Origin of the sequence: Streptomyces sp. ATexAB-D23, from assembly GCF_000373645.1 — a bacterium.
GTDB classification, from domain to species: domain Bacteria; phylum Actinomycetota; class Actinomycetes; order Streptomycetales; family Streptomycetaceae; genus Streptomyces; species Streptomyces castrisilvae.
Genome location: NZ_KB892020.1, coordinates 1 through 16,256 on the forward strand (window position 1 = coordinate 1; position 16,256 = coordinate 16,256).

Sequence of the window (16,256 nt, forward strand, 5' to 3'; positions counted from 1 at the left end):
AGGAACTCGGCCAGCTGCTTGCCGCCCTCGCCCTCGTCCTTCACGATCGTGCCCGCGGTGCGGGCCGGACGCTCGGCCGCGGAATCGACCGCGGTCCAGGAACCCGCCAGACCCACCTCGTCCGCGTCGATACCCAGGTCGTCCAGGTCCAGGGACTTCACCGGCTTCTTCTTCGCCGCCATGATCCCCTTGAACGACGGATACCGGGCCTCACCGGACTGGTCGGTCACCGACACCACCGCAGGCAACGACGCCTCCAGCTCCTCCGACGCACTGTCACCATCACGCCGGCCCCGGACGACACCGCCCTCCACCGACACCTGCGACAACAGCGTCACCTGCGGCACACCCAGCCGCTCCGCCAGCAGCGCCGGAACCACACCCATCGTCCCGTCCGTCGACGCCATCCCCGAGATCACCAGGTCGTAACCCGTCNCCTCGACAGCCTTCGCCAGCACCAGCGACGTACCGATCACATCCGTACCGTGCAGATCGTCGTCCTCGACGTGAACCGCCCTGTCCGCACCCATCGACAACGCCTTGCGCAACGCGTCCTTGGCATCCTCCGGACCCACCGTCAACACGGTGACCTCCGCATCGTCCGCCGCATCCGCGATCTGCAACGCCTGCTCGACCGCGTACTCGTCCAGCTCCGACAGCAGACCGTCGACATCCTCACGGTCCAACGTCAGGTCATCGGCGAAATGCCGGTCACCGGTCGCGTCGGGCACGTACTTCACACAGACAACGATCCTCAAGCTCACGCCGGCTCTCCCTGTACCTGGTGGTGTCCTGCGGGAATCCTATGGCACTCAGTACCCTGCGTAAAGGTACCCAGTGTCAGAGGGGCGCTTTCGGTGTTACGTTTCCGGCATGACCGAAGACCGCGGACCGGCCAAGAAGCCCCCCATGCGTGACGTGCTCGCCGAGGCGGCCTTCGGGCTCTTCATGGAGCGAGGGTTCGAGCGGACCACGGTGGACGACATCGTCGCGAGGGCGGGGGTGGGGCGGCGCTCCTTCTTCCGCTACTTCCCCTCGAAGGAGGACGCGGTCTTCCCCGATCACGAGCGCTGCCTCGCGGACATGACCGCGTTCCTCGCGGACGCGGGCGACGACGACCCGGTCGCCACGGTGTGCGACGCGGCGCGGCTGGTGCTGCGGATGTACGCGGAGAACCCGGAGTTCTCCGTACAGCGCTACCGGCTCACCCGGGAGGTGCCCGGCCTGCGCACCTACGAACTCTCCGTGGTGCGCCGCTACGAGCGGACCCTCGCCGGCTACCTGGAGCGCCGCTGGGCCGAGGCCCCGGACGCTCCGTCGGACGCCGCGCTGCGGGCCGAGGTGATCGCGGCATCGGTCGTCGCCGCGCACAACAACGGGCTGCGGTCCTGGCTGCGTTCGGGCGGCGAGGGCGACGCGGGGGCGGAGGTGGACCGGGCGCTGGAGCTGGTGCGCGCGGTGTGGAGCGAGGCGGACATACGCCCCGTCACCCGGGCGCCACAACCCGCCCCCGTCGCCACCGCCCCGGCCCCGTCCGCCCTCGTTGGCGAGGACGAGGTGATCGTCATGGTCGCGCGCAAGGGGGCGCCGATGTGGCGCGTGGTCCAGCACATCGAGTCCGCGCTCGGCACCGCCTGACGGCCCGAGGAGAGCCACATCACCTCTTCGCGGCACTCAGTGCCTTTACTTCGTGGAACTAAGTGCCATACGGTGCCGGTGTGCCGTCGCCGAGGGTGCGGCGCGGCCGAGTCGAGCGCGGGAGGCGGAACGTGTTCAGTACCGGAATCGACGTGGGGCCGCCGGCCCGTGAGGCAGTACGGCCGGACAGTCACGAGGGGCTGGTCTACCAGGTGTGCCGGTGGTGCGGCACGGCCTCGTTCCGCAAACTCCTGTGCCCCGTCTGCGCGTCGAGCGACCTCGAATCGGAGCGCAGCGACGGATACGGCGTCGTCGTGCGTTCCAACGTCGTCAACCGCTACTCGCGGGTGATGCGCAACGAGTCCCTGGTCCGCTTCCCCGAGGGCTTCGTCTACCGGTGCCGCATCGTGGGCGCGGCCCCGCACCTCGTGAACGTCGGCGACCGGGTCCGTCCGGTCGGCGGCAGGACCTCCGAGGCCGGCGAAGTGGTGCTCGAACTCTGCGACCCTCCCGGCTCCTCCGGCTGGTACTGAGCGGGCGGGCCGTTTCCGCCGGAGGCGTGGCCGCGGTCACGCCTCCGGATGGCGGGGCACGGCGAGGACGCCCCGGTATGCGGTTCGCCGCCGGCCGAGGTGCGCGGTCCCGTACGCCCACCCCGCGGTTGCCCGCAGGGTGCCGGGCCGCCGGGCGGCAAAGCGGACGTCCAACTGATTCATCCGATGAACTTTGCGCCCGCCCTTCTCCCGAGGGGGCGTCGCCGCTACCATCGGGACGCGAAATGGGAGCGCTCCCACATCCGTTCACCCCCTTACCGCCGTTGTCGGCGGTCCTGTTCGGAGAGGACGTTCCCGTGCGCTCACGCGCAAGATCCCTTGCCACTCTGGTGGCAGCACTCACGCTCACCGCCGGGCTCTTCGCCGCCGGTGCCCCGGCGTCGGCGAGAGCCGGCGATGCCACCCCCACTGCCCAGGCATCCGATGTGTCCCTCGCGGCGGACACGTACGACTGGAAGAACGTCCGCATCGACGGCGGAGGCTTCGTCCCGGGCATCGTCTTCAACCGGTCGGAGAAGAACCTCGCCTACGCCCGCACCGACATCGGCGGTGCCTACCGCTGGGACCAGTCCGGGAAGCGATGGACGCCGCTGCTGGACTGGGTGGACTGGGACCACTGGGGCTGGACCGGCGTGGTGAGCCTCGCCTCGGACTCCGTCGATCCGGACAATGTGTACGCCGCCGTGGGCACGTACACCAACGACTGGGACCCCACCAACGGCGCGGTGCTGCGCTCGTCGGACCGGGGCGCCAGCTGGAAGGCGAGCACGCTGCCGTTCAAGCTCGGCGGCAACATGCCGGGCCGGGGCATGGGCGAGCGGCTCGCGGTCGACCCGAACAAGAACTCCGTGCTGTACCTCGGCGCGCCCAGCGGCAACGGTCTGTGGCGGTCCACCGACTCCGGTGCGACCTGGTCCGAGGTGACGGCCTTCCCCAACCCGGGCAACTACTCCCAGGACCCGACCGACACCAGCGGCTACGGCAACGACAACCAGGGCATCGTCTGGGTGACGTTCGACGAGCGCACCGGCAGCGCGGGCGGCGCGACGCAGGACATCTACGTCGGGGTCGCCGACAAGGACAACACCGTCTACCGCTCCACGGACGGCGGGACCACCTGGTCGCGGATCGCCGGACAGCCGACCGGATACCTGGCGCACAAGGGCGTACTGGACTCCGAGAACGGCTACCTCTATCTGACGCTCAGCGACACCGGCGGTCCCTACGACGGCGCCAAGGGGCAGATCTGGCGCTACACCACCGCGACGGGCGAGTGGAAGGATGTCAGCCCCGTCGCCGAGGCCGACACCTACTACGGCTTCAGTGGGCTGACCGTGGACCGGCAGCACCCGGGCACCGTGATGGCGACCGCGTACAGCTCCTGGTGGCCGGACACCCAGATCTTCCGCTCCACGGACAGCGGGGCGACCTGGACCCAGGCCTGGGACTACAGCAGTTACCCCAACCGCACCGACCGCTTCACCCAGGACGTCTCCTCGGTGCCGTGGCTGACCTGGGGTGCCAATCCCTCGCCGCCGGAGACCACGCCCAAGCTGGGCTGGATGACCGAGGCGCTGGAGATCGACCCGTTCGACTCGGACCGGATGATGTATGGCACCGGCGCGACGGTCTACGGCACCGAGAACCTCACGAACTGGGACGCCGGCAGCCAGTTCGAGATCACCCCGATGGTGCGGGGGATCGAGGAGACCGCCGTCAACGACCTGGCGAGCCCGCCGTCCGGGGCGCCGCTGCTCAGCGCGCTCGGTGACATCGGGGGCTTCCGGCACACCGATCTCGACGCCGTGCCGGACATGATGTTCACCTCGCCGAACCTCACCTCCACCACCAGCATCGACTTCGCCGGGACCAGCCCGAACACGGTCGTCCGGGTCGGCAGCGCCGACGACACCCCGCACATCGGCTTCTCCACGGACAACGGCTCCAACTGGTTCCAGGGTTCCGAGCCCTCCGGGGTGACCGGCGGCGGCACGGTCGCGGCGGCGGCCGACGCCGGCGGTTTCGTATGGAGCCCGGAGGGAACGGGCGTCCACCACACGACCGGGTACGGGAATTCGTGGACCGCGTCCACCGGCATCCCGGACGGCGCGGCGGTCGAGGCGGACCGGAAGAACCCGAAGAAGTTCTACGGGTACAAGGCCGGCACCTTCTACCTCTCGACGGACGGCGGCGCGACCTTCACGGCCAAGGCGTCGAGCGGCCTGCCCACCGAGGGCAACGTCCGCTTCCAGGCCGTGCCGGGCACCGAGGGCGATGTGTGGCTCGCGGGCGGCAGCGCGACGGGCGCGTACGGCCTGTGGCACTCCACCGACTCGGGGGCGACCTTCACCGAGCTGACCGGCGTCGAGGAGGCGGACTCGGTCGGCTTCGGCAAGGCGGCGGCGGGGGCCTCGTACCAGACGGTCTTCGTCACCGCGAAGATCGACGGGGTGCGCGGCATCTTCCGCTCCACCGACGCGGGCGCCAACTGGACCCGGATCAACGACGACGCGCACCAGTGGGGCTGGACCGGCGCCTCGATCACCGGTGACCCGCGCGTCTACGGCCGGGTGTACGTCTCGACCAACGGGCGCGGGATCATGTACGGCGAGTCCTCGGACAGCGACGGAGGCGGCACGGACCCCGGCACCGACCCGGGTACGGACCCCGGCACCGACCCGGGTACGGACCCCGGCACCGACCCGGGTACGGACCCCGGCACCGACCCGGGTAACCCGCCCGGTGACGCCGCCTGTTCGGTGACGTACGAGGTCACCAACGAGTGGGCCGGTGGTTTCCAGGCCGAGGTGACCCTCACCAACACCGGCGGCACGGAGCTGGACGGCTGGGAGCTGGCCTGGACGTTCCCGGACGGGCAGCGGGTCGGCCAGATGTGGAACGCGACCCCCGCACAGGACGGGACGAAGGTCACGGTCTCCAACGTCTCCTGGAACGGCAGGGTGGCGCCGGGCGCCTCGGCGGGCTTCGGCTTCACCGGCACCCTGACGGGCGGAAACACGCCACCGGACGACTTCGCCCTGGGCGACGAGGTCTGCGCCACGGGCTGATACCGGGTGCGGTGGCCTTCGGGTGAGGGGCGGGCCGGGCGAGGCCGGCCCGCCCCTCGACACGCTCTTACTGGCCCTGTACAGGTTCGTCGGCCATACTGCCCGCCGTGGAGCAGCGCATAGATCCGAACACTCAGCCCGCGTACGCCGCAGGGACCGACCCGGCGTACATCCCCGGTCTCACGGCCCCCCGACCCGCCGCGACGGCGGAGAAGGAGGAGCCGGAGAGCACCGGGGAGCCCGCAGCCGCCGACGCCGTCACGGAGCCGGCGCCCGACGACGCGAAGCCCGACGACGGGCCGGCGGCGGACGACGAGAAGGCCGGGGAGACAGCGACGGCCGACGCCGGCGAGGAGGCCGCTAGGGACGAGGCCGGCGAGGCGGCCGGGAACGACGAGGACGGCGAAGAGGCCGACGGCGGGCCCTCGTTCGAGGTGAGCGACCGGCGCGGCTCGATCTCCGCGGGCCGCGCCGGCGTCCGGTTCACGCTCGACGACCAGCAGGCCGACTTCGGCTGGGACGAGATCGGCGCGGTCGAGCTGAAGCCGGCCCGTTTCGGCCGCCGGTTCACCGTCACCGTCCACCTGTCGACCAAGCGCTGGTTCAACGCGGAGGTCGAGGCGGAGTCCCGCGGCAGCCTCAAGGAGTGGACGGAGGGCTTCGACGCGGTCCTGGACGCCTACTTCGAGGAGTCCTGACCCGGGCTCGGGCCATGGCCTGACCCGGCCCGCGCGGCGCCACCAGCAGGTGCGGCCACGCGGACGCCCCGAGCGCCGCGTCGGCCGCGGGCGAACCCCCGTACCGGAAGCGGTCCGAGGCGGCGACGGGCCCCTCCCCGGGCAGCCCGGGGCGGTGCCCGGCGTCGGCGCGGACAGGCGGGCGGTGCGTTCCACGAGGTTCGCGCCGCCGATTGCCGCTCAGGCGTCCGCGAGGACCACCGAGCGGGTCAGGTGGCGCGGGCTGTCCGGGTCGAGGCCGCGGGCGGTGGCGCGGGCGACGGCCAGGCGCTGGACGCGGACCAGGTCGGCCAGCGGGTCCAGGTCGCTCTCCACCCAGCGGGCGCCGGTCTCCAGGAGCTGCTCGCGCAGGCCGTCGGGGGCGGCGCCGAACATCCAGGTGGCGGTGGAGTCGGTGGCGATGGAGATGGGGCCGTGGCGGTACTCCATCGCGGCGTACGACTCGGTCCAGGAGAGCGAGGCCTCCTTCATCTTCAGCGCCGCCTCGTTGGCGAGGCCGGCCGTCCAGCCGCTCCCGAGGAAGGTGAACTGGGTGCAGTCCACCAGGCCCTCCGGCAGCGGTTCGGCGAGTGCCCTCTCCGCGTCGCCGGCCACCGCGTCGGTGTGCAGGCCGAGGTGGGCGCGCAGCAGCGTGAGCAGCGTGGTGGCGAACCGGGTCTGCACGACGGACTGTTCGTCGGCGAAGTCGAGGACGACGACCGCGTCCGCGACGGTCATCACCGGGGTCCCGGGGTCGGCCGTGATGGCCACCGTGGGCGTGGTCCCGCGCAGCCGGCCGAGGAGTTCGAGCACCTCGGTCGTGGTGCCGGAACGGGTGAGCGCCACGACCCGGTCGTAGCGGCGGCGGGTGGGGAACTCCGAGGCCGCGAAGGCATCGGTCTCGCCCTGCCCGGACTCCTCACGGAGCGCGGCGTATGCCTGAGCCATGTAGAACGAGGTGCCGCAGCCGACCACGGCGACGCGCTCGCCGGGCGCGGGCAGCACGGCCGCGTGACTCGGGGCCAGCTCCGCGGCGCGGCGCCAGCACTCCGGCTGACTGGCGATCTCGATCTCGACAAATGACACTTTTGCACTCCGTACTGGTGATGGGATGCTCGTTTACGCACGCTACCCGCGATGAGCGAGCATTATCAAGCATCCTCTTTGCAGAGGACTTGACTCGCCTGAGCCTTGTGCGACGCTTGCGCCCTGTCCGGTGATCGCGCCCAAGGGGATGGGCGCACGCAGCCCGGGTCTGTGAGGAGAAGTCTCTTGTCCAGGGATTCCCGGTGGAACGCACTGCTGGAACTCGTCGGTAAGAACGGCCGGGTGGACGTCGAGGACGCCGCGAAGACGCTGGACGTCTCGGCGGCGACGATCCGGCGGGACCTGGACCAGCTCGCCGAGCAGCAACTGCTCACCCGGACCAGGGGCGGCGCGGTCGCCCATGGCGTCAGTTACGAGCTGGCCCTGCGGTACAAGACCGGCCGCAACGCCCCCGAGAAGCAGGCCATCGGCCGTGCCGTCGCCGAACTGGTCGCGGTCGGCGAGGTGGTCGGGCTCACCGGCGGCACCACCATCACCGAGGTCGCCCGATCGCTCGCCGTCCGCTCGGACCTGGTGGGCGAGGGCGCGGGCGGAGCGGCCGGGCAGCCGACGCTGACGGTCGTGACCAACGCCCTCAACATCGCCAACGAGCTGGTGATCCGGCCGCAGATCAAGATGGTGGTCACCGGCGGCGTCGCCAGGCCCCAGTCGTACGAGCTGACCGGCCCGCTGGCCAGCGGGGTGCTGGGCGAGATCACGCTGGACGTGGCCGTCCTCGGCGTCAACGCCATCGACACCGAGCGCGGCGCCTACGTGCACCACGAGGGCGAGGCCAGCATCAACCGCCTGCTCGCCCAGCAGGCCCAGCGCGTGGTGGTCGCGGCCGACTCGTCGAAGATCGGCAAGCGGGCGTTCGCCCGGGTCTGCGATCTCTCCCTGGTCGACTTCCTGGTCACCGACCGGGGCATCACGCCCGAGGCCTCCGCCCGCTTCACGGAGGCCGGCGTCACGGTCGTCGCCGTCTGAGCCCGCCCGCGCCATCCCACGGCGGGCCGCCGCGCATCCGTGTGCGGCGGCCCGCCGTCCGCTGTGTGCCCCTCCTGCCCGGCGTGCTGGATCATGCGCGATGCGCCCAACGGCACTGCCTGAAAATGTTTGTTGCATCCGTGAAATGAACAACTATTGCCATCGGGGCGCGCGGTCGTGAACTATGTGCCTGTCGTCGCGAAGGGCCGTGGCCGCACCTTCCGACGTGCGCGCCGCCCTCCACGTCCGCGGGACGTTCTCTCGCTCCACCGGCCCCGGAGGTACCTGTGACGATGGCAAAGCGAGTTCGAGGCCCCGCTCACCGGTAAGCGGTCTCCGCCCGCACGACCCGCACCAACAGAAGGGACTACCGTGTCAGACCTGCGACTCGGTGTCATCGGGCTCGGCCTGCGCCGGTCCATCGCGATGTCCGCCCACCACCCCGGCAGGGGATCGGCGATCACCGCCGTCTGCGACCTCGACCCGGAGGTGCGCCGCCGCGAGGCCGAGCGCTTCGGCGCCGGGATCGCGGTCGAGGACTACAAGCTCCTCCTCGGCCGGGACGACCTGGACGCCATCATCGTCGCCACCCCGGACGACACCCACGAGGCCATCGCCGTCGACGCCCTGCGGGCCGGCAAGGCGGTCTTCGTGGAGAAGCCCCTCGGCATCACCGTCGAGAGCTGCGACGCGATCCTGCGCGCCGCGTACGAGACCGGGTCCCGGCTCTACGTCGGCCACAACATGCGCCACATGGGCGTCGTCAGGCTGATGCGTGACATCATCGCGCGCGGTGACATCGGCGAGCCCAAGGCCGTCTGGGTGCGGCACTTCGTCGGCTACGGCGGGGACTACTACTTCAAGGACTGGCACGCCGACCGGACCCGGACCACCGGTCTGCTCCTCCAGAAGGCCGCACACGACATCGACGTCCTGCACTGGCTGGCGGGCGGCTACACGCGGCGCGTCAACGCGCTGGGCGACCTGCTCGTCTATGGCGGTCTGCCGCGCCGGGAGCCGGACACCCCGCGCCCGGAGAACTGGCTGCGCGAGTTCGACTGGCCGCCCACCGCCCGCAAGGACCTGCACCACATCGTGGACGTCGAGGACGTCTCGGTGATGAACATGCAGCTCGACAACGGCGTCGTGGCCGCCTACCAGCAGTGCCACTTCACCCCCGACTACTGGCGCAACTACACCGTCATCGGCACCGAGGGCCGCCTGGAGAACTTCGGCGACGGCCCCGGTGACGAGGTCAAGGTCTGGAACACCGGCCCCAGCGGCTACCGCGCCGACGCCGACATCACCTACCGGGTCCCCGAGGCCAAGGGCTCCCACGGCGGCGGTGACGGCCGGATCATGGAGGAGTTCTGCCGGTTCGTGCGCGACGGCGGTGTCACCGACACCTCCCCGGTCGCCGCCCGGATGAGCGTCGCCGCCGGCGTCCTCGCGACCCGCTCCCTGCGCGAGGGCGGTGCGCCCCACGAGGTGCCGGCCCTCGACCCGGAGCTGGTCGCGTACTTCGAACGCGGCCAGGTCCGTTCCTGAGGATCTGACCGGGAAAGACCGGGCCGGGGCCGCACGGCCCCGGCCCGGAGCCCCCTTCCCCCCATCAGAAGCAGGTGTACCGCATGAAACTGCGCCACTTGTTCGCCACCACCACCGCCACCGTCGCCGCGGCCGCTCTCGCGCTGCTCGGCACGGCTCCCCCCACCCAGGCCGCGGAGCTCGGCACGACTCCCGGCACCTACACGAACTACGCCTTCTCCGGCGCCCCGGTCCTGACCGACGTCACCTGGTCCACCACCGTCCAGCACGACCCCGGCTACCGGGCCAACGTCTTCTGGAGCCACCAGTTCGGCTTCGACAAGGGCAACGGCGCCTACCTCGGGACGCAGTCCAACGGCGGTTCGAAGCGGACGCTCCTGTTCTCCGTCTGGGACGTCTCCGAGGCGAAGTCCGGCTCCACGGGCAGCTGGTGCCAGGGCTTCGGCGGCGAGGGCGAGGGCATGAGCTGCCGGATGAACCTCGACTGGACCGCCGGCCACCGCTACACGTTCGAGGTGGCCGCCGAGGGCGACGGCTGGTTCGGCGCCACCGTCACGGACACCGCCACCGGCACCGCGTACAAGCTCGGCTCCATCAAGACCCCGGCCACCGCCATCTCACCCACCGGCATGGTCGACTGGACCGAGTACTTCGAGTGGAACGACCCCCGGGCCACCTGCTACGACCAGCCGTTCAGCGACGCCCGGTTCGGGGTGCCGACCGGCAACGGCGGGACGGTCACCGCCTCGGTCTCGGGGACGTCCGACAGCGGCAACGCCTGTGCGTCGATGACCCGGACGGACGTCGCCGCCGACTCCACGGTCCAGAACCTCGCGATCGGCAACTCGGTGCGCGGCGCGGTGACCGGCCAGGCCGGAAAGTGCCTGGACGCCCTCGGTGGCGTCATGGACGGGGCGGTGGCAGGGATCTTCCCCTGCTCGGGCGGCGCGAACCAGGCCTGGGTGCGGGCGGCCGACGGCACGCTTCGGCTGCCGTCCGACTACTGCCTGACCGCCGAAGGCACCGGCAACGGCGCGGCCGTACGGGTCCGCGACTGCGCGGGTACGGGGGAGGGCGGCGCCGTCACGGACCCGGCCCGGCAGTGGACGTACGGCACGAGCGCCCGCACCCTCGTCAACAAGGCGTCCGGCCGCTGCCTCGACGTCCCCGGCGGTGACATCACGGACGGCACCGCGCTGAACCTGTGGGACTGCGCGGGCGGCGCCAACCAGCAGTGGAACGCGCCGGCGACGTACTAGGCGCATCCGAGCCGCAGCTCCCCGCAGGACCGCCCCAGGCGGTTCCATCGGGGAGCTGCGGCGACTGTTTTCGGCCATGCTCGGTGGGTAATCGACCCCTCCCGGTTTGACAGCGGCCCGTCGCCTGTCGGTGACGGATGTGGTCGAGCCCATGCCTTTCCCGCCGGAACGCCCGGAACATTCCGTACGGTGACGGGCTCGCGTGCTCTCATACGGTCACCGGCCGACGACCCAGGAGGCCAGTCAAGGGCTGTTTCACGCCAATCGTGTGTCCAGATAGCAGGGTTCGAACGCGCGGCCGGAAAGCGGTCGGCATAATCGCGTCCATGTCGATCACGGTTGGGGACGTCGTTGACCTGGGCCGGGGCCTGTACGCATGGCTCCCGCCGAAGCGTGGCTGGGGGCTCGCCAACTGCGGCCTGCTGGTCTCGCCTCGTGGTGCGCTCTGGATCGACACCCCGTACGATCCGGTCCTCGCCGGCCAGTTCCTCGCCGAGAGCACCAAGCGGCTGCCCGACGGGGTCTCCATCGACCGGGTGATCGTCACACACGCCAACGGCGACCACTTCTGGGGCGCGGGCGTGCTCCCGGACGCCGAGATCATCGTGACGCGCGAGGCCAGGGAGCACATCCACTACGAGCCCTCGCCGCAGCAGCAGCACGCGCTCGTGACCGGCGGCGACCGGTCCACCCCGCTCGGCGCCTACCTCGGACGGCACTTCGGGCCCTTCGACTGGTCGCGGACCGAGCCGGTCAGCCCGACCACCTACTTCACCGGCGAGCTCGAACTGAGCCTGGGCGACTACCCCGTGCAGATCACCTCGCTCGCACCCGCGCACACCACGGGCGACCTGATGGTCCATCTGCCCGCCCAGTCCGTCGTCTTCAGCGGCGACATCATCTTCTCCTCGTCCCCGGACCAGCCCGGCGACCACCCGATCCACTGGGAAGGCCCGCTGAGCAACATCATCGGCGCCTGCGAACAGGTCCTCGCCACCGGCGCCGAGACCATCGTCCCGGGCCACGGCCCCGTACTGGACCGGGCCGGGGTACGGGAGCACATCGGCTACCTCGCACACATCCGCGAGCGCGCCCACCACTTCCACGCCGCCGGCGTCCCGTCCATCGACGCGGCCCGCCGGGTCATCGCCGAGAACCGCTACCCCGGTCTGGGGCTGCCCGAGCGGCTGGTGGTGACCATCGGCAGCGAGTACCGGCAGCTCGACGGCTCCGAACGGCCCAGTGTGGTCCAGGTCATGACCGACGTCGCCACGGTCGCGCACGAAGTGGAGCAGGCCAGTGAGACGGCCGGCGCGGCCGGCTGACCGCGCGGTCCCGCACCGCGCCCGCCGGCGGACCGCCCCGACGACAGAAACACGGTAACGGCATGGCATGGATCGTGGCAGTGATCGCCGTCGTCGTCGCGGTGGCGGCGGCCTCGCGCGCGTACCGGGCCGGCCTCTCCGAACAGCAGGCCCTGACCCGCGCCGAACTCGCCGAGCGCCAGTCGAAGGCCGCCGAGGCCCGCACCGCCGCCCTCCTGGACGAGATCAGACAACTCGCGCGCAAGCGGATACCCGCCACCGTCCTCGCCCTCTCCCACTCCAGCGCCTCCGTCCCCGGACTGCGCGAGGCGGCCGAGGTCGACGGCGGCGCCGCCCTGCTGCTCACCGAGGCCGTCCAGGCCGCCCGCACCGCCGTCCTGGAGGAGCGCGGACGCGTCGACGCGGCGGCCCGCGCGGCGATGCGCGGCACATCGGCCAAGATCCAGTCCCTGCTGAACCAGTCGCAGCAACTCCTGCACGAACTCCAGCACGAGTACGACGACCCCCGCATCCTCCAGCTCGACTTCCGCAACGAACTGGCGCTGCGCCGCACCCAGTCCACCGCCGTCCTCTGCGACGCCTGGCCCGGCCTCGCCCGGCAGAACTCCCCGCTGGTCGAGATCGTCCTCGGAGCCCAGTCGAGGGTCGCCGGCTACGAACGGATCAAGGTCGCCAACCACCTGCGCGACGAACGGCTCGCGCTCGTCGCCCGCGCCGCCGAACCCCTCGCCATCGCCCTCGCCGAACTGCTGGCCAACGCCACCGCGTACTCCCACCCGGACACCGATGTGCAGGTCACCATCCAGCAGAGCGGCGGCCGAGGCGCGTTCCTGGTCGTGGACGACGCCGGTATCGGCATGGACGAGGACGCACTGGCGCGGGCCCGCGCCCTGCTCGCCGGCCCCTCCGAGGTGCTCCTGACCGAACTGGGCGACCCGCCGCAGACCGGCTTCGCCGTCGTCGGCCGGCTCGTCGTGCAGTACGGCTTCGACTGCCACATCGAGGGGTCCCCATTCGGCGGGATGCGCACGATGCTGCGCGTCCCCGCCCACCTGCTCACCGTGCTGGACGAGGACCGCGACCTCTCCGCCCTCGCCCCGACACCCGTCACGGCCGCAGCCCAGCCCGAACCGGCCGCCTCCCGGCCCGTCGCCGACGCGGCGCCGCGGAGCCCGGCCGAGCCCGCCGAGCTGCCCAGCCGGCGCCGGCGCGCGCCGCGCCGTACCCCCGCACCGGCCAAGGCCACCGAACCGTCCGCCGGACAGGTGCCCCGTACACCGGAACAGGCCGGGGCTTCCTGGGCGGCCCTCCAGCAGGGCACCCTCAACGGCAGGAGCGTCACCGGGCGGAAAACCGCACCGGACACCGGCGCCCACGACCACCAGGACGACCAAGGAGACGACGAGACGTGAGCGCCCCCAGCCCCACCTCAGGCGACCTCGCATGGGTGCTGACCCCGCTGCTGGAGCTTCCCGGAGTCCAGCATGCCGTGGTCGCCACCGGTGACGGCCTTGTCGAAGGCGCCTCGCCCGGCCTCGACCGGGCCTCCGGCGAACGGGTCGCCGCGATGACCGCCACCCTGCACGCCGCGGCCCGCGCCTTCACGACCGCCTTCACCGACGTCGAGGCCCCGCAACTGGCCCAGACGGTGGTCGAGTCGGACCTGGGCTTCGCCGTCGTCGTACCGGCGGGACGCAACACGACACTCGCCCTGTTCGCCGAACCCGGCGCCAAACTCGGCGACATCGCCTACCAGATGCAGGTGCAGGTCACCGCGCTCACCCGGGCGATGCACGCACCCGCCCGCCAATCGGACACCGCCGCCCGGCCATGACCCCCGGCCCAGCACGCCGTCTGATCCCCGCCTATCTGGTCACCGGCGGCCGGTCCCGGCCCGCCGGCCCCGCGCTCGACCGGCTCGCCGTCCTCGTGCGCACCGACGCCGCCGTGCCCGAGGACGCCGGTTCGCAGGCGCGCAGACTCTGCGCCCTGCTGGAACCGGGCGCGCTCACCGTCGTCGAGTGCGCGGCCCATCTGGACCTGCCGGTCAGCGCCACCCTGTTCCTGGCCACGGATCTCGCGGCCACCGGACTTCTGCTCACCCGACCGCCGATACCCAGTGCCGGGGAGATCGACCGGTCGCTCGTCGAGAGGCTGCTCGTTGGACTCCGCTCCCTGCCCTGACCGGACCGGCGTCGGCTATCTGCCGGCCGCCGCCCGGACCCTGATGAAAATCGTCGTCACGGGTCCCTTCGGCGTGGGCAAGACGACCCTGATCCGTACGCTCTCGGAGATCGCCACCCTGCACACCGAAGAGGCGATGACCCAGTCCAGCACGCGGTTCGACTCCACCGCCGGACTCCCCGACAAGAGCACCACCACGGTCGCCATCGACTTCGGACGCCTGACCGTCCAGGACGACCTGGTGCTCTACATGTTCGGCACACCGGGCCAGGAACGGTTCCTGCCGCTGTGGGAGGACATCGCCCGGGGCGCGCTCGGCGCGCTCGTCCTGGCCGACACCCGGCGGCTCGCCGACTCCTTCACCGTCATGGACATGGTCGAGGAGCAGGGCCTGCCGTACGCCGTCGCGGTGAACCGGTTCTCCGACGCGCCCGCGCACAGCGACGAGGTGCTGCGCAAGCACCTCGACCTGGACGCCACGACCCCGCTCATCCAGTGCGACGCGCGCGAACGCCGCGGCAGCGTCGACGCCCTGATCGCGCTGGCCGAACACGTGCTGACCCGCATGCCGCCGCCCGAGGACGCCTCATGAGCCCGTACGCACCGCCGCCGAGGCCCCTCGCGCTGTTCGGCCCCGCCTTCGCGGCCGACCCGCAGGGCCACTACCGCGCCCTGCGCGAGCACGGCCCGCTCGCACCCGTACGCATCGCCCCCGACATCGAGGCGATGCTCGTCACCGACTACCAGGCCGCCGTCGACCTGCTGCGCGACACCCACACCTTCAGCAAGGACCCACGCGCCTGGCAGGCGACCGTTCCGCCGGACTCACCGGTGCTGCCCGTGCTCGGCCACCGCCCCACCGCGCTGTTCAGCGACGGCGCGGTGCACACCCGCTATCGCGAGGCCATCAACGACAGCCTGGCCCTGATCGAACCCCACGTCCTGCGCGCCGAGGTCGCCCGGGTCGCCCGGCAGCTGATCGGCGGGTTCGCCGCCACCGGGAGCGGCGACCTCATCGCCCAGTACGCACGCCGGCTCCCGATGCACATCTTCGTCACCTGGTTCGGCGCCGACCCCGACGACGGCGACCGCATCGTGGACGGCATCGCCGGCATGATGAACTCCGCCGAGGACGCCGCCGCCGCGTACGCCGACCTCGTCGACGTCGTCACCCGCCTCGTCGCCGACCGCCGCGCGAAGCCGCGCCGCGACCTGACCTCGCACTTCCTCGCCCACCCCGCGGGGCTCGACAACGACGAGACGGTGCGTCAGATCACGCTGGTGATGAGCGCGGGCAACGACCCCATGACCAACCTGATCGGCAACTCGATCCTCCACATGCTCACCGACGAGCGGTACGCGGGATCGCTGCACGGCGGCGCGATGACGGCCCACGAGGCGATCAACGAGGTGCTGTGGCGCGACCCGCCGATCGCCAACCTGGCGGCCCACTACCCACGCCATGACACCGAGTTCCACGGGGTACGGCTGCGCGCCGGGCAACTCGTCCTGGTCTCCTACGCGGCAGCCAACGGCCAGTCCGCCCCGCCCGTCCTCGACGACGGGGTCCGTTCCGGGGCCAGCGCCCACTTGTCCTGGTCGGTCGGACCGCACCGGTGCCCCGCCAAGCAGCCCGCCCTGCTCATCGCGATGACGGCGATCGAACAGCTCACCAGCCTCCTGTGCGACGCGGAACTCGCCGTTCCGGCCGAAGAACTGCTGTGGCGGCCCGGCCCGTTCCACCGCGCGCTGGCCCACCTGCCGATCCGCTTCACCCCGCTCAACACCATCGCGCCCGTCATCCCGCCCGCCGAGCCCGCGGGACTTCGGACATGATTCCGGCGGGGTCGGCCGTTCCTGAGCCGTGTCGCTCGTAGGCCGAACGGGTGAG

General features: G+C 71.6%; 15 protein-coding genes. 13 read left to right on the plus strand and 2 right to left on the minus strand.

Translation table 11 applies throughout. From position 1 onward, the window contains the following. Nucleotides 1-764, minus strand: a 764-nt coding sequence (locus B082_RS0118910; RefSeq protein ID WP_037710475.1) for an electron transfer flavoprotein subunit beta/FixA family protein, incomplete at its 3' end; no start/stop codon positions are given. A gap of 109 nt (nt 765-873) precedes the next feature. On the opposite strand from B082_RS0118910, the gene B082_RS0118915 reads away from it, so the two are divergent. The 4 genes from B082_RS0118915 to B082_RS0118930 all read left to right on the plus strand — a co-directional run bounded on the left by B082_RS0118915 (nt 874) and on the right by B082_RS0118930 (nt 5,958). Next, on the plus strand, nt 874-1,638 hold the full coding sequence (locus B082_RS0118915) for a TetR family transcriptional regulator (protein ID WP_037710467.1): 765 nt from the start codon (nt 874-876) through the stop codon (nt 1,636-1,638). A gap of 131 nt (nt 1,639-1,769) precedes the next feature. Then, nucleotides 1,770-2,171 carry a Zn-ribbon domain-containing OB-fold protein gene (locus B082_RS0118920; RefSeq protein WP_018553390.1) on the plus strand — a complete coding sequence of 134 codons (402 nt, stop codon included), beginning with the start codon at nt 1,770-1,772 and terminating at the stop codon, nt 2,169-2,171. Nucleotides 2,172-2,488: 317 nt separating this feature from the next. Next, a complete protein-coding gene (locus B082_RS0118925) occupies nt 2,489-5,260 on the plus strand; it encodes a cellulose binding domain-containing protein (RefSeq protein ID WP_346268172.1) in 2,772 nt (923 codons plus the stop codon). A 107-nt stretch (nt 5,261-5,367) separates the two neighbouring features. Next, nucleotides 5,368-5,958 (plus strand): hypothetical protein, encoded by a 591-nt coding sequence (locus B082_RS0118930; RefSeq protein ID WP_018553392.1) that lies wholly within the window; start codon nt 5,368-5,370, stop codon nt 5,956-5,958. A gap of 219 nt (nt 5,959-6,177) precedes the next feature. Here the strand turns inward: B082_RS0118930 and B082_RS0118935 are convergent, their stop codons facing one another. After that, nucleotides 6,178-7,062, minus strand: coding sequence for an SIS domain-containing protein (locus B082_RS0118935; protein WP_018553393.1), 885 nt, complete (start codon nt 7,060-7,062; stop codon nt 6,178-6,180). A 186-nt stretch (nt 7,063-7,248) separates the two neighbouring features. Between B082_RS0118935 and B082_RS0118940 the strand changes: the two genes are divergently transcribed. From B082_RS0118940 to B082_RS0118980, 9 genes are all read left to right on the plus strand, one after another. After that, nucleotides 7,249-8,049, plus strand: a complete 801-nt coding sequence (locus B082_RS0118940) for a DeoR/GlpR family DNA-binding transcription regulator (protein WP_018553394.1) — start codon at nt 7,249-7,251, stop codon at nt 8,047-8,049. A gap of 372 nt (nt 8,050-8,421) precedes the next feature. Then, on the plus strand, nt 8,422-9,597 hold the full coding sequence (locus B082_RS0118945; protein ID WP_018553395.1) for a Gfo/Idh/MocA family protein: 1,176 nt from the start codon (nt 8,422-8,424) through the stop codon (nt 9,595-9,597). An 83-nt stretch (nt 9,598-9,680) separates the two neighbouring features. Beyond that, complete coding sequence (locus tag B082_RS0118950; RefSeq protein WP_018553396.1) at nt 9,681-10,856, plus strand: RICIN domain-containing protein; 1,176 nt, start codon at nt 9,681-9,683, stop codon at nt 10,854-10,856. Between the two features lie 326 nt (nt 10,857-11,182). Continuing rightward, nucleotides 11,183-12,181, plus strand: coding sequence for an MBL fold metallo-hydrolase (locus B082_RS0118955; RefSeq protein WP_018553397.1), 999 nt, complete (start codon nt 11,183-11,185; stop codon nt 12,179-12,181). A gap of 62 nt (nt 12,182-12,243) precedes the next feature. After that, on the plus strand, nt 12,244-13,593 hold the full coding sequence (locus B082_RS0118960; RefSeq protein WP_026249942.1) for an ATP-binding protein: 1,350 nt from the start codon (nt 12,244-12,246) through the stop codon (nt 13,591-13,593). Next, complete coding sequence (locus B082_RS0118965) at nt 13,590-14,015, plus strand: roadblock/LC7 domain-containing protein (RefSeq protein ID WP_018553398.1); 426 nt, start codon at nt 13,590-13,592, stop codon at nt 14,013-14,015. The genes B082_RS0118960 and B082_RS0118965 overlap by 4 nt, the downstream gene beginning before the upstream one ends. Then, the gene (locus tag B082_RS0118970) at nt 14,012-14,365 is read left to right on the plus strand and encodes a DUF742 domain-containing protein (protein WP_018553399.1); all 354 of its coding nucleotides are present in this window, start codon (nt 14,012-14,014) and stop codon (nt 14,363-14,365) included. The genes B082_RS0118965 and B082_RS0118970 overlap by 4 nt, the downstream gene beginning before the upstream one ends. Further along, entirely contained in the window at nt 14,343-14,957 is a 615-nt protein-coding gene (locus B082_RS0118975) for a GTP-binding protein (protein WP_018553400.1), read from the plus strand. The genes B082_RS0118970 and B082_RS0118975 overlap by 23 nt, the downstream gene beginning before the upstream one ends. After that, a complete protein-coding gene (locus B082_RS0118980; protein ID WP_018553401.1) occupies nt 14,954-16,201 on the plus strand; it encodes a cytochrome P450 in 1,248 nt (415 codons plus the stop codon). Before B082_RS0118975 ends, B082_RS0118980 begins: the two co-directional genes overlap by 4 nt. Nucleotides 16,202-16,256 lie beyond the last annotated feature (55 nt).

Bases quoted from the DNA above. Each gene is read 5' to 3' on its own strand.
- B082_RS0118915 (WP_037710467.1), top strand. From the start codon at position 874: ATGACCGAAGACCGCGGACCGGCCAAGAAGCCCCCCATGCGTGACGTG.
- B082_RS0118960 (WP_026249942.1), top strand. From the start codon at position 12,244: ATGGCATGGATCGTGGCAGTGATCGCCGTCGTCGTCGCGGTGGCGGCG.
- B082_RS0118955 (WP_018553397.1), top strand. From the start codon at position 11,183: ATGTCGATCACGGTTGGGGACGTCGTTGACCTGGGCCGGGGCCTGTAC.
- B082_RS0118950 (WP_018553396.1), top strand. From the start codon at position 9,681: ATGAAACTGCGCCACTTGTTCGCCACCACCACCGCCACCGTCGCCGCG.
- B082_RS0118980 (WP_018553401.1), top strand. From the start codon at position 14,954: ATGAGCCCGTACGCACCGCCGCCGAGGCCCCTCGCGCTGTTCGGCCCC.
- B082_RS0118970 (WP_018553399.1), top strand. From the start codon at position 14,012: ATGACCCCCGGCCCAGCACGCCGTCTGATCCCCGCCTATCTGGTCACC.